At 35.1% G+C, this 25668-nt stretch carries 29 protein-coding genes, 1 pseudogene and 2 riboswitches; of the genes and pseudogenes, 18 read left to right on the top strand and 12 right to left on the bottom strand.

The features are described from left to right. Positions 1–18: 18 nt before the first annotated feature. From BAU28_RS12930 to BAU28_RS12950, 5 genes are all read right to left on the bottom strand, one after another. A complete protein-coding gene (locus BAU28_RS12930) occupies positions 19–531 on the bottom strand; it encodes a 1,2-dihydroxy-3-keto-5-methylthiopentene dioxygenase (protein WP_071718759.1) in 513 nt (170 codons plus the stop codon). After that, positions 509–1147 carry a methylthioribulose 1-phosphate dehydratase gene (locus BAU28_RS12935; protein ID WP_048374079.1) on the bottom strand — a complete coding sequence of 213 codons (639 nt, stop codon included), beginning with the start codon at positions 1145–1147 and terminating at the stop codon, positions 509–511. The genes BAU28_RS12930 and BAU28_RS12935 overlap by 23 nt, the downstream gene beginning before the upstream one ends. Continuing rightward, positions 1144–1803 (bottom strand): 2-hydroxy-3-keto-5-methylthiopentenyl-1-phosphate phosphatase, encoded by a 660-nt coding sequence (locus BAU28_RS12940; RefSeq protein WP_071718760.1) that lies wholly within the window; start codon positions 1801–1803, stop codon positions 1144–1146. The genes BAU28_RS12935 and BAU28_RS12940 overlap by 4 nt, the downstream gene beginning before the upstream one ends. After that, a complete protein-coding gene (gene mtnW, locus BAU28_RS12945; RefSeq protein WP_071718761.1) occupies positions 1800–3044 on the bottom strand; it encodes a 2,3-diketo-5-methylthiopentyl-1-phosphate enolase in 1245 nt (414 codons plus the stop codon). Before mtnW ends, BAU28_RS12940 begins: the two co-directional genes overlap by 4 nt. 64 nt (positions 3045–3108) lie before the next feature. After that, positions 3109–3214: riboswitch (SAM riboswitch) on the bottom strand. Between the two features lie 52 nt (positions 3215–3266). Then, entirely contained in the window at positions 3267–4457 is a 1191-nt protein-coding gene (locus BAU28_RS12950; protein WP_071718762.1) for a pyridoxal phosphate-dependent aminotransferase, read from the bottom strand. 99 nt (positions 4458–4556) lie between these two features. On the opposite strand from BAU28_RS12950, the gene BAU28_RS12955 reads away from it, so the two are divergent. The 4 genes from BAU28_RS12955 to BAU28_RS12970 all read left to right on the top strand — a co-directional run bounded on the left by BAU28_RS12955 (position 4557) and on the right by BAU28_RS12970 (position 8104). Beyond that, positions 4557–5336, top strand: coding sequence for a carbon-nitrogen family hydrolase (locus BAU28_RS12955; RefSeq protein ID WP_071718763.1), 780 nt, complete (start codon positions 4557–4559; stop codon positions 5334–5336). 69 nt (positions 5337–5405) lie between these two features. Then, positions 5406–5547, top strand: a riboswitch (SAM riboswitch). 88 nt (positions 5548–5635) lie between these two features. Further along, a complete protein-coding gene (gene mtnK / locus BAU28_RS12960) occupies positions 5636–6817 on the top strand; it encodes an S-methyl-5-thioribose kinase (protein ID WP_071718764.1) in 1182 nt (393 codons plus the stop codon). After that, positions 6814–7872 carry an S-methyl-5-thioribose-1-phosphate isomerase gene (gene mtnA, locus BAU28_RS12965; RefSeq protein WP_071718765.1) on the top strand — a complete coding sequence of 353 codons (1059 nt, stop codon included), beginning with the start codon at positions 6814–6816 and terminating at the stop codon, positions 7870–7872. The genes mtnK and mtnA overlap by 4 nt, the downstream gene beginning before the upstream one ends. A 70-nt stretch (positions 7873–7942) precedes the next feature. After that, on the top strand, positions 7943–8104 hold the full coding sequence (locus BAU28_RS12970; RefSeq protein ID WP_002173267.1) for a YvrJ family protein: 162 nt from the start codon (positions 7943–7945) through the stop codon (positions 8102–8104). 105 nt (positions 8105–8209) lie between these two features. On the opposite strand, the gene BAU28_RS12975 is transcribed toward BAU28_RS12970, so the two are convergent. Beyond that, positions 8210–8986: a 3-hydroxybutyrate dehydrogenase gene (locus BAU28_RS12975; RefSeq protein ID WP_048374072.1), complete on the bottom strand. Its 777-nt coding sequence runs from the start codon at positions 8984–8986 to the stop codon at positions 8210–8212. 260 nt (positions 8987–9246) lie between these two features. Here BAU28_RS12975 and BAU28_RS12980 point away from each other — a divergent pair, with 260 nt between their 5' ends. The 4 genes and pseudogenes from BAU28_RS12980 to BAU28_RS30915 form a co-directional block, all read left to right on the top strand. Continuing rightward, positions 9247–9579: a PadR family transcriptional regulator gene (locus BAU28_RS12980; protein ID WP_048374071.1), complete on the top strand. Its 333-nt coding sequence runs from the start codon at positions 9247–9249 to the stop codon at positions 9577–9579. Next, entirely contained in the window at positions 9579–10346 is a 768-nt protein-coding gene (locus BAU28_RS12985) for a DUF1129 domain-containing protein (RefSeq protein ID WP_071718766.1), read from the top strand. The genes BAU28_RS12980 and BAU28_RS12985 overlap by 1 nt, the downstream gene beginning before the upstream one ends. Before the next feature lie 13 nt (positions 10347–10359). Continuing rightward, positions 10360–11115, top strand: a complete 756-nt coding sequence (locus tag BAU28_RS12990; RefSeq protein ID WP_071718767.1) for a DUF1129 domain-containing protein — start codon at positions 10360–10362, stop codon at positions 11113–11115. A gap of 33 nt (positions 11116–11148) precedes the next feature. Beyond that, positions 11149–11277 (top strand): annotated as a pseudogene (locus BAU28_RS30915) (DNA-binding protein); the annotation flags it as partial. A gap of 15 nt (positions 11278–11292) precedes the next feature. Here BAU28_RS30915 and BAU28_RS13000 read toward each other — a convergent pair. Then, positions 11293–11910, bottom strand: a complete 618-nt coding sequence (locus BAU28_RS13000) for an ImmA/IrrE family metallo-endopeptidase (protein WP_002173262.1) — start codon at positions 11908–11910, stop codon at positions 11293–11295. Positions 11911–12121: 211 nt separating this feature from the next. Between BAU28_RS13000 and BAU28_RS13005 the strand changes: the two genes are divergently transcribed. The 3 genes from BAU28_RS13005 (at position 12122) to BAU28_RS13015 (ending at position 14287) form a co-directional block, all read left to right on the top strand. Continuing rightward, entirely contained in the window at positions 12122–12415 is a 294-nt protein-coding gene (locus BAU28_RS13005) for a DUF3928 family protein (protein WP_002173261.1), read from the top strand. A gap of 107 nt (positions 12416–12522) precedes the next feature. Beyond that, positions 12523–12972, top strand: a complete 450-nt coding sequence (locus BAU28_RS13010) for an NUDIX hydrolase (protein WP_002173260.1) — start codon at positions 12523–12525, stop codon at positions 12970–12972. A gap of 139 nt (positions 12973–13111) precedes the next feature. Then, positions 13112–14287 (top strand): acetyl-CoA C-acetyltransferase, encoded by a 1176-nt coding sequence (locus tag BAU28_RS13015; RefSeq protein WP_002173259.1) that lies wholly within the window; start codon positions 13112–13114, stop codon positions 14285–14287. Positions 14288–14316: 29 nt separating this feature from the next. Here BAU28_RS13015 and BAU28_RS13020 read toward each other — a convergent pair whose 3' ends face one another. Together BAU28_RS13020 and BAU28_RS13025 are read right to left on the bottom strand one after the other, a co-directional pair. Beyond that, a complete protein-coding gene (locus tag BAU28_RS13020) occupies positions 14317–15042 on the bottom strand; it encodes an AAA family ATPase (protein ID WP_071718768.1) in 726 nt (241 codons plus the stop codon). Positions 15043–15052: 10 nt separating this feature from the next. Further along, positions 15053–15322: a hypothetical protein gene (locus tag BAU28_RS13025; protein WP_002173257.1), complete on the bottom strand. Its 270-nt coding sequence runs from the start codon at positions 15320–15322 to the stop codon at positions 15053–15055. Positions 15323–15469: 147 nt separating this feature from the next. Here BAU28_RS13025 and BAU28_RS13030 point away from each other — a divergent pair, with 147 nt between their 5' ends. Together BAU28_RS13030 and BAU28_RS13035 are read left to right on the top strand one after the other, a co-directional pair. Next, positions 15470–16198, top strand: coding sequence for a DUF4184 family protein (locus BAU28_RS13030; RefSeq protein ID WP_071718769.1), 729 nt, complete (start codon positions 15470–15472; stop codon positions 16196–16198). Between the two features lie 40 nt (positions 16199–16238). Beyond that, positions 16239–16997 (top strand): hypothetical protein, encoded by a 759-nt coding sequence (locus BAU28_RS13035; RefSeq protein ID WP_002173255.1) that lies wholly within the window; start codon positions 16239–16241, stop codon positions 16995–16997. Between the two features lie 41 nt (positions 16998–17038). Here the strand turns inward: BAU28_RS13035 and BAU28_RS13040 are convergent, their stop codons facing one another. Next, complete coding sequence (locus BAU28_RS13040) at positions 17039–17470, bottom strand: DUF3997 domain-containing protein (RefSeq protein ID WP_048374066.1); 432 nt, start codon at positions 17468–17470, stop codon at positions 17039–17041. Positions 17471–17601: 131 nt separating this feature from the next. Here BAU28_RS13040 and BAU28_RS13045 point away from each other — a divergent pair, with 131 nt between their 5' ends. The 3 genes from BAU28_RS13045 (at position 17602) to BAU28_RS13055 (ending at position 19120) form a co-directional block, all read left to right on the top strand. Continuing rightward, positions 17602–18057 carry an RDD family protein gene (locus tag BAU28_RS13045; protein ID WP_071718770.1) on the top strand — a complete coding sequence of 152 codons (456 nt, stop codon included), beginning with the start codon at positions 17602–17604 and terminating at the stop codon, positions 18055–18057. A gap of 389 nt (positions 18058–18446) precedes the next feature. Then, positions 18447–18545 (top strand): hypothetical protein, encoded by a 99-nt coding sequence (locus BAU28_RS13050; protein ID WP_002173252.1) that lies wholly within the window; start codon positions 18447–18449, stop codon positions 18543–18545. Between the two features lie 65 nt (positions 18546–18610). Beyond that, complete coding sequence (locus BAU28_RS13055; protein WP_048374065.1) at positions 18611–19120, top strand: SDR family NAD(P)-dependent oxidoreductase; 510 nt, start codon at positions 18611–18613, stop codon at positions 19118–19120. A 69-nt stretch (positions 19121–19189) separates the two neighbouring features. Here the strand turns inward: BAU28_RS13055 and BAU28_RS13060 are convergent, their stop codons facing one another. After that, complete coding sequence (locus BAU28_RS13060; RefSeq protein ID WP_071718771.1) at positions 19190–20290, bottom strand: ABC transporter ATP-binding protein; 1101 nt, start codon at positions 20288–20290, stop codon at positions 19190–19192. A gap of 274 nt (positions 20291–20564) precedes the next feature. Here BAU28_RS13060 and BAU28_RS13065 point away from each other — a divergent pair, with 274 nt between their 5' ends. Then, positions 20565–22241 (top strand): glycoside hydrolase family 13 protein, encoded by a 1677-nt coding sequence (locus tag BAU28_RS13065; RefSeq protein ID WP_071718772.1) that lies wholly within the window; start codon positions 20565–20567, stop codon positions 22239–22241. 39 nt (positions 22242–22280) lie between these two features. Here BAU28_RS13065 and BAU28_RS13070 read toward each other — a convergent pair whose 3' ends face one another. After that, positions 22281–24041 carry an alpha-glycosidase gene (locus tag BAU28_RS13070; RefSeq protein ID WP_071718773.1) on the bottom strand — a complete coding sequence of 587 codons (1761 nt, stop codon included), beginning with the start codon at positions 24039–24041 and terminating at the stop codon, positions 22281–22283. Between the two features lie 323 nt (positions 24042–24364). Here BAU28_RS13070 and BAU28_RS13075 point away from each other — a divergent pair, with 323 nt between their 5' ends. Next, positions 24365–25624 (top strand): extracellular solute-binding protein, encoded by a 1260-nt coding sequence (locus BAU28_RS13075; protein WP_025150410.1) that lies wholly within the window; start codon positions 24365–24367, stop codon positions 25622–25624. Positions 25625–25668 lie beyond the last annotated feature (44 nt).

Raw genomic sequence — 25668 nt, forward strand, 5'->3', positions numbered from 1 at the left:
TTTATTCAACCAACTACCTTAATAAATTGGAACCCAACCTTCTGTTGTAACAAAAATACGAATAGCTACAACTTGGCGATCATCTTGCAAGGTAAAATAATGCCTAGCATTTTCAGGAACAGATATAAGATCACCAGGTTCAAGTTCAACATCAAAGAATCGACCATCTTTTCCTTCAATAGCAAAGATGCCATGGCCACTGACAATAAAGCGAACTTCATCGTCAGTATGATGGTGTTCTTTTTGAAAATTAATTAATAACTCGTCAAGGTTAGGTGTGCTACTTGAAAGTGAAATTACATCATGAGCTTTATAACCTCGGCGTTCTGAAACATCAGCAATTTCTTTTGAAAACAATGCTAATATTTCAGCTTTGTTTTCATCTGTTAAGGAGTAAGTTTCTTTTAAATGAGTAGGAAGTTTAGAAATATTCCATTTCTCATATAAAACACCTTCTCCTTGTAGAAAACTTGATACTTCCACTTCATTTTCAATACGAACATTTACTTCATGAATACGAATTTGCGCCATTAGAAACGCCTCCTTGAATTGATAATAGTTTTATATGGAATTGGAATAAAAACTCATAAGCTTCTAATCTTTTCTTTGCATCAAAGCTATCTCGCCCCCATACGGTAATGCCATGGTTTCGAATTAATACTGCTCCTGAATCCCCTTGTATATGTGTTCGGAATTTCTCTCCAAGTGTTGGGATATGAGCATCATTTTCGATAATAGGGATGTTAATCGTTGCACCTTCTTCCCAAATATCAAGAGCTTTAATGATTTCTTGGTTCCGAAGAGACACTGTATCGCTATACAAATTTGTGATGACATTGTTATCAGTTGTATGAACATGAAGGACGCAACCAGCATCCGTGTTATTATAAATATGTGTATGTAATATTGTTTCAGCTGAAGGGCGTAGTTCAGTATCTGAAACAGGAAGTCCTTCGTGATTTACAAGTAAGAAGTCATCTGGAGTTGTTTTGGTTTTGTCTTTCCCACTTGCTGTAATAAGAAAAGTAAGCGGATCATGGCTTACTTTTATAGAAATATTCCCACTTGTTGCTGGAAACCAATTACGAATTGTTAATTCTTTTTTTATCTCGCTTAAGTTATGCCATTGACGGAAAAGCTGTTTCATGATTTCACCTCCAACAAATGTTGTAACTCAGATTGAATATCGTAAAACGTTTCAAATGGTGTATAAGCAATATGATTCTCCTCACATTTCGTAATAAGGAAGTCGCGAGCGAATACTTTATCGGCTTGTTTTGTTGCTTGTAAATCAGTAATGGAATCCCCTATTACAATATGAAAATCATCTGTAGAGCTTAGTTTACGAATCAATGATGATTTACAGAGACCACAACTATGATGACATTGTTCATCACAAGGATGAGGCCATTTCACTTCAACATAATCTCCTGAAAAATCAGTTGCATTACAATAAATTTGATCTTTAGGGACTATTCCTTGTAAGAGTGGATAGACGAAGAAATCCATCCCGCCAGAAATAACATAAAAAGAAATGTTGTTTTTATTTGCAAATTGTATAAATTCTTTAAAGCCAGCACGAATTTCCGCTGTTTCTTTTAGATGCTTAATAATGTCGTTGTGTAAAGTGGTAGGTAATAATTTAAATAATTGAGAAACACCTTCTTGAATAGAAAGTTCTTGTGATAAAATTCTTTCTTTTATTCCCTCAGCTTCTGGTGGTGCGAAATGTTCCATGATGGACATGATATTATCATTATTTGTGATCGTACCATCGAAATCACAAAACACTTGAATACTCATAATTTCACCTCATAAGATGGATTTCCCCATATTTGTAGCGCACTTTGCAAATTAATCTCATTTACTTCATGGAGTGGAATGTTTTGCAAAGTAGCTTCAATTGCTGCTCGGAAAGCCTTTCCACCGCCCTGTGCTCCATTTGGGTGGCCATGTATACCACCACCAGCGTTAATAACAACATCCTTACCAAAATCACGAAGGATAAAGGGAACGAAACCAGGATGAATTCCAGCAGATGGGACAGGAAAGCTTTGTTTGAAAAACGTGTCTTCTTTAGTCAATTTCTTTGTAATAAGAAGAGCTTCTTCTTTTTCTAATGCGACACTACCGTATGGTGATGGGAATAAAGAGAAATCAGCACCAGCGTAACGTAGTAATTTTCCAAGTAGTAATGGAGAAGAGAATCCGTATAGTTTCGATGAAGCGTAAGCGCCACTTACAGCAGGATGTGCCATAATAGGAATTGGAATTTCATCATCTTCTACAAGTGATTGCAGTACATCTAGCCCGTAAGAAAATACATTGAATAAAAGAATGTCTGCTCCAGCTACCACTGCACGTTTCGCATTTTCTTTTAAATCATAAGTTCGTCCTGTTAAATTTACTGCATACAAAGTTTTATGACCGTATGTTTCATATACAGATTGTAATACTTCTTTTCCACATTCGATTCTTTTCGTAAGTGGTGTTAATGAATTTTCAAATAAGATTTCATCATCTTTTACAATATCTATCCCACCAATTGCTTGATCGCGTAGTTGTGTTTTTAAATATCCAATATTACGGCCTATCATCCCTTTAAAAATACTCATTAGAAGAGGGCGATCTTGAACTTGTAACAGGTTTCGAATACCATCAATTCCAAATTTCGGTCCAGGGAACTGTTTTTTTAATTCGTCTGAGAATGTTAAATCTATTAGTTTAATTTCACCATCTAGCGATAGTTTTCCAAACGTTGTTGTCAAAATAGCTGGTAAGTCTGGGCTGAAGTTCAGTGATGGATAATGAATTTTAATAATTCCACGTGTTACCTTTTTAGCAAGATAAGAGTTTATATGTTCTTGTTCGTCTAATTCTTCTATATGAATGACATTCCCTTTATGTTGTTTTAATTGTTCTTGTAATAAGTGTGGTAAATGAGTCCATGAACCAATTGTTAAACCAATTGCAATTTGTTCCGCTTTTCTTTCTAAGTTGTGAGAATCATCATGGATTAAATATGTCGCTATAATTCCGCTCATTGTTATAACCTCCTAGTTAAATAAAAAAACCTCTCAGCTAAGGAGAGGTTTTTTTACAACCAGCTCCTTATCTGTCAGCGTAATGCTGCGAGAATTAGCACCGTGTCTACAATTGTAGATCGGTTGCCGGGCTTCGTCGGGCTCGTCCCTCCACCTGCTCTTGATAAGAAGTATTTAGAAATGTTTAAATTTTTATGATATCTGAATTTTGTCAGATATCTTTTATGTTGTCAATGACTTTTTGAAAATTTTTAATTTATCGATTCGATTAATGGCTTCTTGCAATCGTTCCTCCGTATGTAATAGACCGACACGAACATAACCTTCGCCATGTTCACCGAATCCAACACCAGGGGCAACAGCGACATGGGCCTCTTCAAGTAACATATCAGCAAATTGTTCAGAAGTGAAACCTTCTGGGACAGGAAGCCATGCAAAGAATGATCCTTTTGGAATAGTTACATTCCATCCGATTGAATGACAAGCTTTAATAAGAGCATTTCTTCGAGATTCATAACAATTTACAAGTTCTACCACACAAGACTGCGAGCTTAATAGAGCCTCACGGGCAGCTTCTTGTACAGCTCCAAAAATACTAACATACATATGATCTTGTAATAGGTTAATCGTTTCAATGACACTTTCATTGCCGACAGCAAAAGCGATACGCCATCCGGCCATATTGAAAGTTTTTGATAAAGTGTAGATTTCAATGCCGGTATCTTTGGCGCCGTCTGCTTGCAAGAAACTAACGGGCTTTTTTCCGTCAAATCCGATAGCACCGTATGCAAAATCGTGAATAACTAATATATTATGCTTATTAGCGAAATGAATTGTTTCATCAAAGAATTCTTTTGATGCTACAGCCCCAGTTGGATTATTAGGGTAGTTCAAAAACATTAACTTTGTTTGTTTGGCAATAGAGTCATCTATTTTTGAATAGTCCGGTAAAAAATTATTTTCTGAGACAAGTGGCATTATTTCAAAGTGTGCTTTGGCTAAAGAAACACCAGATAAATAATCTGGATACCCTGGATCTGGAACGAGAATAGTATCACCAGGGTTTGTAAAACAAAGTGGTAATTCAACGAGTCCAGCTTTTCCGCCAAATAAAATAGCGACTTCGGTAGCGGGATTTACTGTCACTCCGTATTCACGTTCATAAAACGTGGCAACGGCTTCTTTTAAGCTTTCATGTCCGCGAAATGGCGGATATTTATGATGAAGGGTCTTTTCTGCCGCATCTTGTAAAGCCTTTACGATATGCGACGGTGTTGGTTGATCTGGATTTCCTTGACCTAGATTAATAACATCGTGACCAGCTGCAACGACTTTGTTAACTTTTGCAACAAGTGAAGCGAAAAATTGTGTCGGCAATGATGTTACTACCTCGGAAGGTTGAAAATTTTTCATACTTTCCACCTCTTTTGAAAGTTGTTACAATTCTAGTGACAAATGATATAATCTTTCCAGTATTTTGTAAAGAAAAAAATAATGAATGGGGCTGACAAAATGAAAGTCGCATGTATTCAAATGGATATCGCATTTGGGGATGTGGAAAAGAATATTGAAAATGCAAAAAAACAAATAAGCGAAGCTATGAAAGAGCAGCCGGATGTTATTGTACTGCCAGAACTATGGACAACGGGTTATGATTTAACGAGGCTTTCTGAGATTGCGGATAGGAATGGATTGGAAACGAAAGATATGTTGAAAGAATGGTCAAAACAATATGGTGTACATATTGTTGGTGGTTCTATAGCAAAGCAAACGAAGCAAGGTGTTACAAATACGATGTATGTTGTAAATCGCGAAGGGCAGCTAGTAAATGAATACAGTAAAGTGCATTTATTTCAGCTTATGGATGAACATAAGTATTTAATCGCTGGTAATGGAACAGGTGAATTTACGCTAGATGATGTAGAGTGCGCGGGAGCAATTTGCTATGACATTCGTTTTCCAGAGTGGATGCGTGTTCATACTGCTAAAGGCGCAAAAGTTTTATTTGTTGTAGCAGAGTGGCCGTTAGCCCGTTTAGCACATTGGCGCTTGCTTTTGCAAGCGAGAGCAGTTGAAAACCAGTGTTATGTTGTGGCGTGTAATAGAGCAGGAGAGGATCCGAATAATGAGTTTGCAGGTCATTCTTTAATTGTGGATCCTTGGGGTGAAGTTGTTGTAGAGGCAAGTGAAGAGGAATCTATTTTATTTGGAGAGCTTAAACTCGAGAAAATTAAAGAAGTACGTAAAGGAATTCCAGTGTTCGCTGATCGCCGTCCAGAATTATACAAATAAAATGTTGACAAGTGATTTTTATTCTTGGTATAGTCTTCATCATAAAGTTGAAAGTTCAAAAAAATACAACTCTTATCAAGAGCAGGTGGAGGGATTTGGCCCGATGAAGCCCAGCAACCGACCGTAATACCATTGTGAAATGGGGCGTTTATTACGCCAAAAAGGCACGGTGCTAATTCCAGCAGAAAGTAAACTTTCTGGCAGATAAGAGGGGAGAAGATAAACTTCAAACCTCTTTCTTCGTGGAAAGAGGTTTTTCTTATGTTGAAAAACCTCTGAATTAAAAGGAGGAGAAGACGGTGGGATATTATTCATTAACAGAAGAAACAGCTGTGCAATACGCAAAAGAACAGGGCTATTTTGAAAAGAAAGCAACTGTAGTCTGCCATGAAATTGGGGATGGCAATTTAAATTACGTCTTCAAATTAGATGATGGAGAGAAGACGATTATAATAAAACAAGCACTTCCATATGCAAAAGTAGTTGGTGAGAGCTGGCCACTGTCTATAAAAAGAGCGACAATTGAAAGTAAAGCACTGCAAATTTTTGCGAAGTATGTACCGGAATACGTTCCGGAAGTATACAGTCATGATGAGAAGCTGGCAGTAACAGTAATAGAAGATTTATCAAGGTTGACAATTACAAGAAAAGGATTAATAGACGGAGAAGAGTATCCGCTTTTATCCCAGCATATCGGTCGTTTTCTAGCACACGTTTTATTTTATACTTCAGATTTCGGCTTACGCTCAGAAGAGAAAAGAGTGTTGGATGGCACATTTGTTAATCCGGATCTTTGTAAAATTACAGAAGATTTAGTGTTTACGGATCCATTTGGTCATTATGATACGAATGATTATGAGCCAGATTTGAAACTAGTAGTTGATGAACTTTGGAGTGACAAAACTTTAAAATTAAAAGTAGCGCAGCATAAATATAAGTTCTTAACGAGAAAAGAAGCGCTCATTCATGGGGATTTACATACTGGTAGTATTTTTTCATCACCTGCTGAAACGAAAGTAATTGATCCAGAGTTCGCAACTTATGGCCCGTTTGGATTTGATTTAGGTCAATTTATTGCAAATTTATTGTTAAATGCGTTATCGCGAGAAGAGGAAAAAAGAAATGTGTTGTTTTTCCATATAGAGAAGACATGGAGTTATTTTGTAGAAGCTTTTACGAAGTTATGGATTGGAGAAGGTGTAGAAGCATATACGAAAGAAAAGCAATGGTTACCAATTATTTTGCAAAACATTTTTAGTGATGCTGTTGGATTTGCCGGATGTGAACTTATTCGTAGAACAATTGGCTTAGCGCATGTAGCTGATTTAGATGAAATAGCAGATAAAGAAAGAAGACTCCAAGCTAAGAAACAAGCACTTTACTTAGGAAAAGAACTATTAAAATATGAATCAAAGAGCGCAGATATTCAACTGTTTCGAACATTATTTCAACATACAGTTTCAGGAGGCATAAAGGCATGAGTACAATTATTACTGTTCCGAGATCTGTAAGTTGGAAAGGCGATGCCATTGCGGTATTAAATCAAACCAAACTACCGCATGCCACTGAATACAAAACATTAACGACTATTGAAGAGGTATGGAAAAGCATCATTATGTTAGAAGTACGCGGAGCACCTGCAATTGGAATTGTAGCTGCGTTTGGTTTGGCACTTGCGGCAAAGAAATACAATGCGCCAAATATCGATGAATTTCAAAAGAAGTTTAATAGCGATTGTAATTATTTAGGGACATCACGTCCGACGGCAGTGAATTTATTTTGGGCAATCGATCGTATGAGAGAATCTATTCAAGAGATTACTACAATAAAAGAAGCACAAAAAATATTAGAAGACGAAGCGCTTCGCATTCAGCAAGAGGATGAAGAGGTGTGCCGAAGTATTGGAGAACATGGTTTAACATGTTTTAAAGACGGTGATAAAATTTTAACAATTTGTAATGCAGGGAGTATTGCAACTGCTAGATATGGTACCGCATTAGCACCGTTTTATATTGGGAAAGAGAAAGGTGTGCATTTACATGCGTATGCGTGTGAAACGAGACCAGTGTTACAAGGTGGTCGTTTAACGACATGGGAATTAGAGCAAGCAAACATTAATGTAACGCTTATTACGGATAATACGGCAGCTCATGCAATTCGAACGAAAGAAATTAATGCAATTATCGTAGGGGCAGATCGAATCGTTGAAAATGGTGATACTGCTAATAAAATAGGAACATTAAATTTAGCTATACTAGCAAAGTATTTCGGTATCCCATTCTATGTTGCAGCCCCGTTATCTACATTTGATATTACGAAACAAACAGGTGCTGAAATTGTCATTGAAGAAAGAGACGAAACAGAAGTTACGAAAATTTTTGGAAAACAAGTGGCGCCAATAGGTACTCCTGTATTTAACCCTGCATTTGACGTGACACCACATGAATTAATTACAGGTATTATTACTGAGAAGGGTATTTTAAGAGGGGATTATAAAGATGAAATTACGTCATTATTTAAAAAACAAGCTAATTAATGATAGCTTGTTTTTTTATGCCTAAAGTTTTCTGTTTCCCTTATTTATGTAATGAAGGGAGGAGAGAAGGATGGAAGAGTGGATCTCGATGATAGGTAATGTGGGGTTTCCGATTGTTGTAACATTATATTTACTACATCGTATTGAAAGTAAATTAGATGGAGTAATTGTTGCAATTGAAAAACTCCCGCAACAATTACTAAAGTATGAAGATCCTCGCGATAGAAAATAGAATAAAGTTTGCTCTTTGTGAGCAAACTTTCTCCCGCTATGTGCGGGAGAATAATCAGTGAGGATGGACAAAATCCTCACTGATTAAAGTTTCACGTTATTTCTCTTATTGAGCAGTATAACCACCGTCGATAACGACAGCTTGACCAGTTATACCTTTTGCTTTTTCACCAGCTAAAAATATAGCATAATCAGCAATTTCTTGTACTTGTAACAATCTTTTCTGTGGTACAAGTGGATAAATGACATCTTCTAAAACATTTTCAAGTGGTACATTCCGTGTAGTTGCTAAGTCTTGTAGTTGATTGCGTACAAGGGGGGTATCAACATATCCAGGGCAAAGAGCATTTACAGTAATTCCATGAGTTGCTCCCTCTAAAGCAGCCACTTTTGTTAATCCAATTACTCCGTGTTTCGCACTATTATAAGCAGCTTTTCCAGCAAATCCGATAAGGCCGTTAATAGAAGCAATATTAATAATTCGCCCATATTTTTGGTTCTTCATAATAGGAAAGGCATGCTTAATTGCGATAAACGGAGCAATCTGCATAATTTTAATAAGAAGTTCGAACTTATCCGTTGGAAAATCTTCAATTGGTGAGACATGTTGCATTCCGGCGTTATTAATTAATATATCTAATGAACCGAAATGAGTAACTGTTTGAGAAATTGCTGCTGCAATTTCTTCTTCGGAGGTAACGTCACATTTTAAACCGATAGCTTGAAAACCTTCTTTTTGCAATTGTTCAGCAGCTTCTTTTGCACGATCTTCAAGGCGATCACTAATGACAACTTTTGCACCTTCTTTTGCGAAAGCATTTCCCATTTCATAACCAATACCGCTCGCAGCACCTGTTAAAAAAACAACTCGATTTGTAACCATGATGAAAAACACTCCTTCATAATAAAGTGAAATTTAAATAAGTGGAGGGCATCCCTCACTGATTATTAGCCCACAAATAGCGGGCTAATAGTTCTCTTATTGCTCTATTTAGAGAAGCGATAATGAAATTCCTGCAAACATTTGGAAATAATGTCGTTAGCTATCTTGCTTTGCAAAGTAGCCTCTGCTATACTATTTTGTAAAGCAAGATACTTACGCTTATCTATCTTGTAAAACAAGATAGTGGGAGGATTTGAATTATGTCGACAAGTCAAATGCTAAAAGGGATTTTAGAAGGTTGCCTCCTTGCTATTATTTCTGAAGGTGAAATATATGGTTATGAAATGAGTGAAAAACTAGCGAAATATGGTTTCACAATGGCAAGTGAGGGGAGTATTTATCCGTTATTAATACGAATGCAAAAGGAAGGATTAATAACAAGTGTAATGAAGGAATCCCCATCTGGCCCAAAGCGAAAATATTATACATTAACAGAAAAAGGCGAAGAAGCACTAGATGAATTTATGGATCGCTGGGAAGCGATGCAAAGTAGTGTAGAGCGTCTACTGGAAGGGAAGAGGAGCAGAAAATAATGCTATCAAATGAAGCACGCAAGTTTTTATTAGATATGAGATTATTTTTGACTGCAAAGGGTGTGAAAGAAAGTGATGTTCATAATTTTTTAGAAGATGCAGAACTCCATTTAATTGAAGGTGAGAGTGACGGGAAAAGTGTAGTAGATATTTTTGGAAGTTCACCGAAAGAATACGCAAATGAACTTGTAAAAGTGATGGAAAAGGATAGACAGGAAACGTGGAAGCAAATTGGCTATACGGTAATGAATATCGTTGCGTTTTGGATTATCGCTTCTATTCTAGTAGTCAATAATGGGATTCTACAGATTTCGTTTATTCAATGTGTTGGATATAGCCTTACATTGATTCTAGCTATTATTGGTCCTAATTTTCTACTTCGTAAAATGACCTTTTTGACAGGTTTTACAACAAGCTGGTTTTCTATGTGGTTTTTAGTAATGATAGCGCCAGTGTTTTTATTAGGAGTAGTTACTATATTAGATGTGATATATCCTACACCGATGTTTATGTTCACTCTAGTACAAAGTTATATATTGGCTGGGTTAATTTTTATTATCACGGTAGTTATAAATGTATATTTTGAAGGATGGTTCAAAAATTTATACTTAATCATTCCACTTTCTATTATGTTAGTTTTTAAAACATTTACATCAGAAGAACTAATTCCAATGTTATTTCAAATTATATGTTTATACGGAAGTTTATTTGTTTTAATTTTCCTTGAAATTATGATGAAGGCGAATAAAAGAGAGACGGTCAAATAAGGGAGGGGTTATGATGCAAGTTTCTAAAGAAGGGGAAAAGTTTTTAATCGATACGAAAGTGTATTTAATAACGAAGGGAATTAAAGAAGAAGATGTGGATGCTTTTCTAGAAGATGCAGAGCTTCATTTAATAGAAGGTGAGAAAGAGGGAAAGACGGTAAGTGATATATTTGGTGATTCACCAAAAGCATACGCGGAAGAGTTAGCGAAAGAGATGGAGAAGGATAAAAGCGGAAGTATAAAAAGTATTCTTGCAATGATAATGGGTGTTGGTGGGTATTGGTTATTAACTCATATTTTGTTTAATAATCCAAATCAGCAATTTACACTAACTAATGTACAATTAATTGGTTATCCAATCGTATTAATGATTACGATCGTCGGAACGATTGTTGCGTTTAGAATGTCTTCTTTTAAAAGTAAGTTAGTAGAGTTCGGAATTATTTATATGATAGTGATGGTCCCTATTCTATTATTAGTATTATTGATGTTTATTGATAAATGGTACGGTACATCTGTCTTACAATTGACGACAATACAAACTTATATATTAGCCGCAATTATCTTTTTGTTACTTCTTATTGGTGAAGTGTATGTTCTTGGCTGGATGGGCGTTCTTGCGTTAATTGTCCCTTTAGTAATTATGTTTATATTTAAAGACTTAGAAGAGAGGAATATATTTTGGGGAATTGCAAAGGTTTTACTTATGTATGGTAGTTTATATGGATTAATGAGATGGTATTTAAAAATTGAAGAGAAAAAAGTGTGAATTAGGTGTTTAATAAGAAAAAGGCTGCTTTAGATATGCAAAAAAATATTTCCAAAGAAATATTATATTGGGATTTTTAGAGGGGTTACGTTTACTTTTAGTTCTATATTTTTATTTCTGGCAGCCGGCATTTGCTTTGTTGATGTGAATATGATGTTTTAAACAGTAACAATATTGTTACTGTTTTTTTCTGTGTAATAAAGGACTTTGTAAAGAAAGAGCTTTTTGCTCATTTGTTAATAATGAATTGATATGAACTTGATCAGGGCGGGGGACTATAGGATACATAAGGTTGGATGGAGAAGGATGATGTTCAGAACCTGTTGGAGAATGGGGATCAGCGTGCGTAAGTTTTCCATGAATCCGCCTTGTAAATAAAATATGACCAATTTCGTGAGCGAGGGTGTATATATTTTTTATTGGAGCAGCTGAGTTTGTTAAAACGATATAGCCAGTGAGTTGCTGTTGCTTCGCTAAAGAGTAAGCGCAGGCAATTACTGCCGTTTCTTTGAAATAATCACTAGCAATGTAGCAAATGTACAAATCACAATTTGGGGATTCGGAAATACAAGTGTTAAAAAAAGATGATAATTTCGGTTGGTTTTGAATAGAGTTTTTATAACTAATTTCTCCATTCGTAAAGCGGAATAACTCGTTTAATACAATTACATCTTTAATTTGAAATGTAATGGGATACCATATTGATTCTGCGACAGCCAAATCTTTTGCGATACGTTCGTCTGAAATATCAGCTCCTGGGGTAATGCAAATACATATATTTAAATATTGATCCATCGAAAACACCTCAAATGGAAAAAATTCTTCCTATAATATATGTGAGGAAAAGGTGGTAGGTATGGATAAAAACCCTAGTTGTCATTACTTCTATTTTTGGAGGCGTATAACCGTTTTTGTTGAAATATATAATATAAGTCGAAAAAATTTCATAGTTCTATAACGTAGTATGGTCATCTTTTTGATATAGTAAAGAAAAGGGGGAGTATATATGTATACATTAAAAATTGTTTCAGACAGAGAAGCTCTTTATCAATTTGCGAGCTATGTAAGAGTTGTGCAAGGGGTTGAAGATGTATATGTAGAGGTGGGAGAACCTTTATATGAACATCCATTAATGAAATTCCATGTACATATTACAATTGAAGAAAAATATGACCAATATAAAGCACTACAAGAAATAGCTAGATTAGTAGAATTGGGGCGTTTTACATATGTCCATTATCGTAATGAGGAAATTGAAGAGGCTTTTGAAACTGTAAAATACGAAAGTCTTAGAAAATAAAGGTAAAAAAGGAAGCGAAAGCTTCCTTTTTTAATTGAAAATTACATCAACAAAGGGAAGAGAATTTTGTTATGATAAGGAAGGGTGAGGAAAGGAGAGTTTGCATATTGGGGTATATTGAAGAATTACGCAAAGTAGTTGGTACGAGACCACTTATTCTAGTAGGATCAGCAATTATTATATTAAATGATAATCAAGAAGTATTGCTTCAATATCGTTCAGATACATATGATTGGGGTGTACCTGGTGGGGCGATGGAACTAGGTGAAACGACAGAAGAAACTGCTCGTAGAGAATTATTCGAGGAGACGGGGCTAAGTGCGAAAATAATGCAATTTCTTGGTGTTCTTTCAGGAAAGGAAGTTTATTTCCGTTATCCGAATGGAGATGAAATTTTTAATGTAATTCATCTTTATCAGGCGCATCATGTAAGTGGAGAATTAAGGCTGGACCATGAAGGGCTGCAGCTTCAATATTTTCCGGTAGATAAGTTACCGAAATTGAATGAAACGACAGAGAAGATTTTACAAAAATTTTTATATGCATTAACAGAATAGAAGGTTAATTCCTTCTATTTTTATTATATTAAATATTTTGATTTTTTAGTATGTTTATAGTATGATAATGGTAGACATACATCTTATGGAAATCCATCTAAAAACTTATTAGGGTACATAAGAGAGGGGCAAGTACAAAATGCATAATGTTGTCATTACAGCTGCAGTTCGTTCACCAATTGGAACTTTTGGAGGAGCACTAAAAAATATAACACCAGTAGAATTAGCTGTTCCTGTACTTCAGGAAGCTGTAAAAAGAGGCGGAGTGGAGCCACATGAAGTTGATGAAGTAATTTTAGGTCATTGTATTCAAAGAACTGATGAAGCAAATACGGCAAGAACGGCTGCATTAGCGGCAGGATTTCCTGACACAGTTACTGGTTATACGATTCAACGTCAATGTTCTTCAGGTATGCAAGCGATTATGTCCGCTGCAATGCAAATCCAATTAGGTGTAAGTGATATTGTTGTTGCAGGTGGAGTAGAAGCGATGAGTTCGAGCCCTTATGCATTAAAACAACACCGCTGGGGACAACGTCTACAGCACGGAGAAATTCGTGATACGGTGTGGGAAGTTTTAGAAGATCCGATTCATCATATTATGATGGGGGAAACAGCGGAAAACTTAGTTGAACAATATGAAATTACAAGAGAGGAACAAGATGAAGTTGCGCTTCGTAGTCATACATTGGCGCTACAAGCGATTGAGTCTGGATATTTTGACGATCAAATTGTTCCTATTACGATAAAAGAACGTAGAAAAGAAGTTGTATTTGCAAAGGATGAACATCCACGTGCAGATATTACAGCTGAAAAATTAGCAGGATTAAAACCAGCTTTCCGTAAAGGTGGATCAGTAACTGCAGGGAATGCATCTGGTCTTAATGATGGAAGTGCAGTTCTAGTATTAATGAGTGAAGAAAAAGCGAAGGAAAAAGGCTTACAGCCATTAGCTAAAATTGTTGGATATTCAGTAGCTGGAGTAGATCCGAAAATTATGGGGATTGGACCGGCACCAGCAATTCGCAAAGGATTAGAAAAAGTAGAGTGGTCATTAGAAGACGCTGATTTACTTGAAATTAATGAAGCTTTCGCTGCGCAATATTTAGCTGTAGAGAAAGAATTAGGTTTAGATCGTGAGAAAGTGAATGTAAACGGTAGTGGTGTAGGACTTGGACATCCAATTGGTTGTACAGGAGCTCGTATTACGGTAAGTTTAATTCACGAATTAAAACGACGTGGATTAGAAAAAGGTATTGCCTCTCTATGCGTTGGAGGCGGTATTGGAGTAGCATTATTTATAGAAGCGCTATAAAAAAGAGGCAGCGATTGCTGCCTCTTTTTTTATGACTCAAATAAATGATGAAATAATCGATCGCGATTTTCAAAGAAAAGTTTCGTCGTTTGGTAATGCTCCGTTTCTTCTAATGTCGATTCGTGAATCCCTTCTTGAGTTAAAGAGTATATAGTAGATTCGGGATAAGCCATTAAAATAGGAGAATGGGTCGCAATAACAAATTGTGAACCTTGTTCAGCTAGTTCATGCATACGAATAAGCATTGAAAGTTGTCTCATTGGGGATAAAGCTGCCTCAGGTTCATCTAAAATGTATAAACCTTGCCCTGAAAAACGATTCATAAATAATGAGAAGAATGATTCTCCATGGGATTGTTCGTGTAGTGAAACGCCGCCGTAAGATTTTACAGCATCTATTTCATCAATATAAGAAGCAACGTTATAAAATGATTCAGCGCGAAGAAAGAAACCGTCGTTTGGTGTATTGAAACTTTTGGAGATTCGAAGATATTCATGTAAAGATGAATGTGAATCATACGTGTTAAAACGGAAGTTCTTCGTTCCTCCTTCTGCATTAAAACCTAGAGAAACTGCAATTCCTTCGAGTAATGTTGATTTACCAGTTCCGTTTTCTCCAATAATGAATGTTACATTCGGATGGAAAACGAGTGATTGTAATGTTCGAATGGCCGGTAAACAGTATGGATATGCGGAAAAACTAGGGATATTTTCTTTTTGTAATGAGACACTTTTTAAAAAGGGTGTTTCGATCAATGTACAAACCTCAATTCATAAGGGATTTTGTTTCTAAAAAAGCAGCGAATACAAGTGCAAGACAGCTTGCTAATAATATCGTATATTGAAGTGCGCCAAAACCGAGACCTTCCCATCCGAAAGTCATTCTCTTCAATATAAAAATGAAAAGAACGCTCATAAAGCCAACTAGAGCAGGCGTATATTTTATAATGTTAAAGTTCTTCCATAGAAAAAATCCTATGTATGTACTTATTAAAAGAATAGAAAGAATAAGAGAAAAGAAAAGTGTTAACGACACATGAACCTCTCCTCATTTTCTGAATATTTCATGTGATTATAACATTTAAACTATCATATTCCAATGTGAAAATAAATATTGCATAGAGATTGTTCATGTCGTTATGATAGAATGTATTCTATTGAAAATATGAAAAGGAGTTAAAACATGCCGTTTACATTTGCACATCCAGCAGCTGTTCTCCCTTTCACTAAGAAACATTCTAGCTATATTTCAATGACGGCTCTTATATTAGGTAGTATGGCACCTGATTTTGAATATTTTTTACATTTTAGGCCATACGGTATTATTGGACATACATGGTCTGGGTTTTTATATTTGAATTTACCATTTGTTATTTTATTAGCATATGCATATCATCGTATTTTAAAAGGACCATTTATAACACATTTACCTAAGCCTTTTGCTAGTTATTATAAATATGTAGTAGATGAGAAGTGGGGGCTTTATACATGGAAAGATCTTTTTGTATTTTGCTATTCTGCTCTATTCGGTATGGTGACGCATGTAGTTTGGGATGCGTTTACCCATAAGACAGGCTATTTTGTTGTGAAAATGCCGTTGTTACAGCAAGGATTACATGGTATTCCAATTTATAAATATATGCAGCATGGGAGTACATGCTTTGGTCTACTATTACTAATATATGTACTATGGAAATATAGGAGAGAAACGGATAAAGATACTAGTTTAGCTTCGGAAAAAAGGAAATATTGGGCTTCATCAATCGTTGTGGCAGCCATTATATTTATCGTTCACGCGTTATTAGACCCCTATTTTCATATTTTCCAAATAGGAGGTATAATAGTAGCTGGACTGACAAGTTCGTTTTGTGGACTTCTCATTGTTTCTATAGTTTACAAAACAAGGGACTAATTAATGTATTTTAATGAATGATAGTGTTAGGAGAAATTAAATGATGAAAGCATGGAAAAGTATTTTTGTTTTATGTAGTTTTCTTCTTATGTTAAGTGGTTGCTTCCATCAAGAAGAAAAGAAAGCAGAACCTAAAAAGAAAGAATCTATTCCAGAAACAAAAGAGTATGGTGGGCGTGAGCTTAAAAAAGTAGGGCAAAAGGTGAAAGAAAAAGGATGGGGGACTTTTGAATTAGAACAGATCAATTCTGTGAATCAAACATTTGAAGTGGCCCCAATGAAAATTCACGTACAAGACGTTAAAGTAATCTCATTATCACAAATGAGCAAAGATGCAAAAAATACATTAAAAGTGTATACTGCATTAACTCCTGAAGAAGTAAAGCGTAGATTGGGAGATAAAGTTAGTCAAGAAGATGCTGAATTATACGCATCGTTAAGTGGAACAGAGATTAGTGATACGATTCGTTATGTTGAAATTACATATAAGGTAGAAAATAGTGGAGATAAAAATATGCAATTTTTCTCTATGAATGATGTTACAATAAATGACAAACAACATTTTAATGTAGCGACTCAAAACTTTTTATACGATGAAGATACCCTCGTTGGTACAAAGAGTGTATCAAGGGAAGATTATAAGCCTGGTGAGACACGAGAAGGAATTATCGGTCTAATACTCGATGATGGAAAAGAAAAGGTAAAGGATATTAAGTTTACGACAGATGATTTAGCAGCAGGAGATACAAATGAAACTGTTAAAGAACCGCAAACTTTTAACATTTCACTTTCTAAATAAGATATCTTAATAATGTAAGAAAAAACAGTCAGCATTCAAAATTATGCTGACTGTTTTTTTAGTTCTTTAACGTATGACTCTACATTTTGAAAAGGCACTTTAATTTTAAAAGCATCTTTTTGTTCATTAAATTGTTTTTCATTATAAGGACCGAATCGTTTATTGTGTTTTACATCGATAATCCAATAATGTTCACTTTTTTTATTTGTTATTGCTGAATCAGGATTATTTGGATCTGATTTTTCCTCAATTTGTTTTGCGATAATATATTTATCATCCCAAGCAATCTCTGTAATTTTTGCAGGGATATACTGTGTTGCATATACAGCATCCTGTGTGGGGAAAAGTTCAAATGCATCTCCAGAAGTATGCATGAGTTCGTATTCATCGTTAATCGTATAGGTTAAATGATTTGTATTGCCTGCACAACCTGTTAATAAGAATGCGGCAAATAGGATTATCCATCTTTTCAATATGGGAACCTCCTTTACAATGCTGTTGTAACACATTGTACAAGAAAAGTAAGAGAAACGCTAGTTTACAATGTTTTTTAGAAGTGGTACGATGAAACGGGTAAAGAAGGATATGAAGGAGTCGACACAGAATGAAGTTAAAGATGCATCGTCCAGCGCTTGTAATGAATCGCATAGGTGCTTCCCTTATTGACATGTTTTTGATCTCGGTTACGTACGGTGCGGTAGTAGCTATTATCACCGGAAACTATAGTGCTATTTTTAATCGTTTTAATATAAGTTTAGGTGACTATAGGTATGACCTCACACTTGTTTTCGTATTAATGGCAATCAATTTTATTGTGTTACCTTTTCTTTGGAACGGTTCTACACTTGGTAAAAAGGTAACAAGAACAAAAATAATCTCATTAACGAGTGGAAAACTAACGTTACAAACATTAATAATACGATTTTTTGTATTATTATTACCAGGCATATTATTACTTGGAATTCCATTAATATGCAATGTATATATGATGTTATTCCGCAAAGATAATTGTGGCTTCCATGATTTAATTGCAAAGACGAAAGTGATGAGTCTTGTATAAGCGATATGTAAATTATGTATTCTATTAAAAATAATAGTAATAAAGAGGGGGGAATCAGCGTTTCTCTCCCTATTGATTATAAGTCATACCAATCGTGTTTTTACGAGCAGCGAGACTCCCATTTAATTTAGATGGGAGTCTTATTTAAATTTTGTAAAAATAATCATTTACCTCTTATTATTTTACAAAATTCGATAAATGGAATTGATATAATGGAATTTATATAGGGCGGATATCTCCTATATAGTACCCTCCATATTGCTGAAGGATGTTTAAAGAAGCGAGTAGCTAATTCAAACATCCTATTTTTTGTTTTAATAGATTGAAAATTAAGAAATCGATACAATGAATGCACATAATATTGTTATATAACAAAGGGGGAAGCTAGAATGACGGGAGGTAGCTTGATTTTTTGGGGAATTCTTATTTTTATCGGTTTAATTTTTGATCAATATAATAGTAAGAAAAAAGAAGGAGTAAAAAAGTAAACGTTTACAATTTATAGTGTTAACTTTTCCTGCTTGCAGACCAATCTAATAAAGGAGTATACTGAATGACGGTAAGACTTATAGAAGGGGTAATGAAAATGAAGCTTGCAGGAAAGGTTGCCATTGTAACTGGTGGTGGCATCGGTATTGGACGTAGTACAGCTCTTTTGTTGGCTAAGCAAGGCGCAAAAGTAATTGTGACGGACATTGATCAAGAAAGTGGACAAGCAACAGCGGATGAAATTACGAATCTAGGCGGAGAGGCACTTTTTGTCTCCTATGATATGGAAAAGCAAGGAGATTGGCAACGAGTTATCAGTTTTGCAATGGAGGCATACAGTCGTGTTGATATGCTTTTTCAAAATGCTGGTCTATATAAAATAGATTCTATTTTTTCCCGTCAACAAGAGAACGATTCCAATGTACTTTGTATTAATGACGTTTGGATAGAGATAAAACAATTAACGTCATCTTTTATGAAACAGCAAGAAGAAGTGGTGCTCAGTGACTTACCGGTTTTCGGTATTATTAGCACGAAAGGACAATCATTTCATACAATAGAAGCCCTAGTATAATAATGGAAAACCGCCCTCAGCATATATGTGGACGGTTTTTTTGTATGTTATATATTAAGAATTTACTTTTTAACGAATACGTTGTTCGGTTTGACTATCAAAGAAATGTGCTTTGTTCATATCAAATGCAAGTTTAATTTGGTCACCAGGTGAAAAAGTATGTCTTGCATCAACACGTGCTGCGAAATCTTGACTTCCAAGTTTCATATATAAAATGGATTCAGCACCTAACAACTCTGCAACTTCAATTTTTGTTGTAAAAGTAGTAGTTTGTGAAGCTTCTAAAAATAATAGTTCATCATGAATATCTTCTGGACGAATACCTAAAACAATTTCTTTGTTTACATAGCCTTGTTCGCGTAATAACTTCATTTTTCCTTCAGATACTTTAATCTTTAGTGCATTTTCTATAACGAAATCGGTTTCAGTTAATTTTCCACGGAAGAAATTCATTGCTGGTGAGCCGATAAATCCACCAACGAAAATATTTTCAGGTGTTTCATATACTTCTTTTGGAGTTCCGATTTGTTGGATTTTTCCGTCTTTCATAACAACAAGACGTGAAGCCATTGTCATTGCTTCTGTTTGATCATGTGTTACATAAATTGTTGTCGTTCCAAGGCGGTGATGTAATTTGGAAATTTCTGAACGCATTGCAACACGTAGTTTTGCGTCTAAGTTTGATAATGGTTCATCCATTAAGAAAACTTTTGCGTCTCGAACAATTGCCCGACCTAATGCAACACGTTGGCGTTGTCCACCAGATAAAGCTTTTGGTTTTCTATTCAAATATTCTTCAAGTCCTAAAATTTGAGCGGCATCTTTCACCCGACGGTCGATTTCATCTTTCGGTATTTTTCGAAGTTTTAATCCAAATGCCATATTATCATATACACTCATATGTGGATAAAGAGCGTAGTTTTGGAAGACCATTGCGATATCTCGATCTTTTGGAGGAACATCGTTCATTAGCTTACCATCAATTGAAAATTCTCCCTTTGAAATATCTTCAAGGCCAGCCACCATTCGTAGTGTTGTAGATTTTCCGCAGCCAGAAGGACCAACGAATACGATAAATTCTTTATCTTGAATGTGTAAATTAAAATCTGTTACGGCTGTTACGTTATTATCATATATTTTATAAATGTTTTCTAATTTCAGTTCTGCCATGATATTTCCCCCTAGAAATTTATGCAAACGTTTTCTTTGAATTCATTATAAACGAATAGATTCAAAAAAGAAATAAAAACACTAGAAAAAAATAAAACGTTTTCATTCTTCTTATGAATATATAATAAGTTCCGTATGTTTTCTTAAAAAAAGAAAATAAACATTGTAAGCGCTATTTTAAATTTGGATAGAATCTGTTATCATTCAGTAATGAAAACGTTTGCGCCTTAAAAAAGAAAAAGAATTTATAGTATAGATGAAATGGGGTAGCATAATGGAAAAGCAATGGTGGAAAGAAAGTGTAGTATATCAAATTTATCCTCGTAGTTTTATGGATAGTAACGGTGATGGTATAGGTGATCTTCGTGGAATTCTTTCGAAGCTAGATTACTTAAAAGAATTAGGTATTGATGTAATTTGGTTATCACCAGTCTATGAATCTCCAAACGATGATAACGGTTATGATATAAGTGATTATTGTAAAATCATGCATGAGTTTGGATCAATGGGAGATTGGGATGAACTATTGCATGAAATGCATAAACGTAATATGAAACTTATGATGGACTTAGTTGTTAATCATACTTCAGATGAACATAATTGGTTTATTGAATCACGTAAATCGAAAGATAATGAATATAGAGATTACTATATATGGCGTCCTGGAAAAGACGGGAAAGAGCCGAATAACTGGGGAGCAGCTTTTAGTGGATCTGCATGGCAGTATGATGAAATGACAGATGAATATTATTTACATCTGTTTTCTAAAAAACAGCCAGATTTAAATTGGGATAATGAAAAGGTAAGACAAGATGTTTATGAAATGATGAAGTTTTGGTTAGAAAAAGGAATTGATGGATTCCGTATGGATGTTATTAATTTTATTTCTAAAGAAGAAGGCTTACCAGCCGTTGAAACTGACGAAGAAGGATATGTTTCAGGTCATAAGCATTTTATGAACGGTCCGAACATTCATAAATATTTGCATGAAATGAATGAAGAGGTATTGTCTCATTATGATATTATGACAGTTGGTGAAATGCCGGGAGTAACGACAGAAGAGGCCAAATTGTATACAGGAGAAGACCGGGACGAATTGCAAATGGTATTCCAATTTGAACATATGGATTTAGATTCTGGAGAAGGCGGGAAATGGGATGTAAAACCATGTTCACTCCTTACATTGAAACAAAATTTAACAAAATGGCAAAAAGCATTAGAACAAACGGGATGGAATAGTCTTTATTGGAATAATCATGATCAGCCGCGCGTTGTATCTCGTTTTGGTAATGATGGGGTTTATCGTACTGAATCAGCGAAAATGTTAGCGACAGTACTTCATATGATGAAGGGAACACCGTATATTTATCAAGGGGAAGAAATCGGAATGACCAATGTTCGATTTGAATCAATTGATGAATATCGAGATATTGAAACACTAAATATGTATAAAGAAAAAGTTATAGAGCGTGGCGAAGATAAAGATAAAGTGATGCAATCTATTTATATAAAGGGCCGAGATAACGCTAGAACTCCAATGCAGTGGGATGATAGAGAACATGCTGGATTCACAACGGGTGAGCCTTGGATTGCGGTAAATCCTAATTACAAAGAGATTAATGTGAAACAAGCGATGCGAGACGAAGAATCAATTTTTTATTACTATAAAAAGTTAATTGAGTTACGCAAAAACAATGAAATAGTAGTGTATGGAGCATATGATTTAATACTAGAAAATAACCCGTCTATTTTTGCTTATGTAAGAACGTATGGAGAAGAAAGACTTCTTGTTATTGCAAACTTCACTGCGGATGAATGTGTATTTGAATTGCCTGAGGACATCATTTATAGCGAATCAGAGTTATTAATACACAATTACGACGTGGAAAGCGGATCGATAGATAACATTACATTACGTCCATATGAAGCAATGGTGTATACATTAAAATAAGAAAAAGCCTTATGCCCGAGCGGCATAAGGCCTTTTCTATTACCATTTTAATATTGAGAATCCATACGGAGGGAGTGTAACTTGTAGTACACTTGCTTCCGCTGAAAATTCTTCATTTGTATATATATCGATTATTTTTTTTCCGGTAATATGAAGAGGGAGTGGAGCTGTAATTTCGTTGTTAGTAGGATTTAAAACGAAAAAGATAGTTTCACCTTCATATGTTTTTGTATAAGAAATATAATTATGTTCATCATTTGCTTCAATAAATTGAAAAGCACCATTTCCTCCAAATGCTTTATATTGTTTCCGTAATGAAATTAATGTTTGTATATGTGTGAATAATAGGTGGTCTTGTTCTTTTATATCCCAAATCATACATTTACGACAACCTGGGTCCATTCCGCCATCCATACCGATTTCGTCTCCGTAATAAATACAAGGAGAACCAATGAAGGAAAGGTGGAATACATAGAGTAACTTTAACTTGTTTTTATCCCCGTTACATGTCGTTAAAATTCTTGGTGTGTCATGACTGTCTAATAAATGAAATGCAGCCTCGTTTACATTCATAGAGTAGGAATGTAAAGATTCTGTAATTTGTTTCATAAATTCACTTGCTTTAATGGAATCGTTAGCAAAGTAAGAAAGCAAAGCATTTGTAACAGGGTAGCTCATGACAGCATCAAATTGATCACCTTGTAGCCAGGGGAGTGCATCGTGCCAAATTTCTCCTAAAATATATACTTCAGGATTTATTGCTTTTATTTCACTTCGGAATTCTCTCCAAAAACTATGATCGACTTCATTTGCTACATCAAGGCGCCAACCATCTATATGGAATTCTCTTACCCAATAACGACCTACTTCAAGTAAGTATTCTTTTACATCTGGGTGTGCAGTATTTAATTTAGGCATATATGGTGTAAACGCGAAAGTATCGTAATTAGGAAGTGGCTCGGTTATGATCGGAAATTCATGAATGTGGAACCACTCTTTATAAGCTGACTTCTCGCCATTTTCTAGTACGTCTTGGAATTTATCGAAAAAATATCCACTATGATTAAAAACAGCGTCAAGCATTACTTTTATACCATGTTTATGACACGCCTGAACGAGTTCTTTAAAAGTTTCTTTTGTCCCAAATTGTGGATCAATTTCCATGTAGTCAATTGTGTCATATTTATGATTCGAATGAGCTTTAAAAATAGGAGTGAAATAAATGCCGGAGATTCCAAGCTTCGCAAGATAATTAAGATTTTGAAGAATCCCAGCAAAGTCACCTCCGAAAAAATTAGTCGCAGTTGGCTCTGTACTTCCCCAAGGAAGGGTATTCTTTGGATTTATTGCGCTATCTCCGTTAGCAAATCGTTCTGGGAAAATTTGATACCATACTGTGTCTTTAATCCAGGACGGGGCTTTGAAAACATCTTTTGCATGAATAAACGGAAAACAGAAAAAGTTACCAACATCGTCATTTGGGATGTTAGAAAAAAAACCGCGCTCTGTATAAATAAGAGTTTCTGCATCATTTTTTAATTCAAATCCATAACGTAAGCGTTTAAACTTTGGTTCAATCGAAATTGACCAATAATCAAATAGCTCAGTAGAACCAGTTTTTTTCATCGGTGTACTTGCTGTAATCCATTTCCCATCTTGCCATTCGTAAGGATCACCGTAGATAAGAGTGGCGGTGTGAACATCGTTTCTTTTTGTACGCATCCGGATGTGAATCGTTTTTTCGTCGTAAGCGTATGCATAATTATCTTTTGGCCTATGATAAATCGCTTCTTTAAACATATAGAAAATCCCCCTTTAATATCTCTATACATATCGTTCCCTTAAACGTAATAATAAAGAATGTGTTGCAAACGATTGCTTTTCTCATAACTTTAATATTGCTTATAAGAGTAGTATTCATTTCATATAAAGTCAATGTATAAAGAGTAGAAGAAGATTATTTTGAAAATTAATATTTGCAAAATGAATAAAAGGATGTATAATGATAGACAAATAGCGCAAACGTTTTCATAGATTATGATATTGTTTGCGCTTCTATTAAACTATCTAATGCAAACGTTTTCAATCAAAAGGTACATAGACAATTTAGGGAGGTTTTTGGGATGAAGAAAGCATTATCACTATTAACGATTTCAGCATTGTCAATCGGTATGTTATCTGCATGTGGACCGAAAGATTCAGGGAAAAAAGAAGCAAGTAAAGAGAAGAAGGATTATGATCTTCTCGTTTGGGAAGATGAGAAAAAAGGTGTTGGTCTAGAGCCGGCAGTGGAAAGTTTTGAAAAGAAATATAATGTGAAAGTAAAAGTTGTAGAGGTTCAGATGACGAAACAAATAGAAAAACTTCGTCTCGACGGTCCAGCTGGTACAGGACCAGATGTTGTAACATTACCGCATGATCATATTGGTAATGCGGTAACAGAAGGGCTACTTTCAGAGGTGAAAGTGGATGATACGGTAAAAAATAAATTTACAGATTTATCAATAAAGGCACAAACATACGACGGAAAACTATACGGTTTACCAAAAGCAATTGAAACACCAATTTTTATTTACAATAAAAAATTCATGCAAAAAGCACCAGAAACGATGGACGAGCTGTTTAACTTCTCAAAAGACTTTACGAAGGATGGCAAGTACGGATTTTTAGCATTAGGAGATAACTTCTACTTTGCTAACGCGTTTATGGCGGGTATGGGCGGTTATGTATTTGGTGAAAAAGATGGAAAACTGACTCCGACAGATATTGGATTAAATAATAGTGGTGCAGTACAAGGTGCTGAATATATTCAAAAATGGTATAAAGAAAAATTATTACCAAAAGGAATTATTGGTGAATCTGGCGGTTCAGCTGCAGATGGATTATTTAATGAAGGAAAAGCAGCATCTATTATGAACGGACCATGGGCATTCCAAGCGATGGAAAAGGCTGGAATTGATTATGGTGTTGCTCCAATGCCGAAATTACCAAATGGTCAACCGATGAAAACATTTGTTGGGGTAAAAGGATGGCATGTAACAAGCTTCTCTAAACAAAATGATTTAGCTACAAAATTCACTGAGTGGGTAACAAATGAAGAAAATGCAAAAATTCGATTTGAGAAAACAAAAGAAATTCCTCCAGTAAAATCAGTGATGGAAGATCCAGTTATTAAAGATAATGAGGCTGCAAAAGCAGTTGCGACTCAATCAGAAAATGGAATTCCAATGCCAAATATTCCAGAAATGCAAGAAGTTTGGAAACCAGCTGGAGATGCGCTTCAATTAGTTGTATCAAATAAACAAGAGCCAAAAGCAGCACTTGATGATGCAGTGAAACAAATTAAAGGTAATATTGAGGCAAATCATAGTAAGAAAAAATAAGGTGAAATTCGTGCCTCTAAATATGAGAGGCACGAATTCTCTCC

Origin of the sequence: Bacillus paramycoides (genome assembly GCF_001884235.1) — a bacterium.
Classification (GTDB): domain Bacteria; phylum Bacillota; class Bacilli; order Bacillales; family Bacillaceae_G; genus Bacillus_A; species Bacillus_A paramycoides.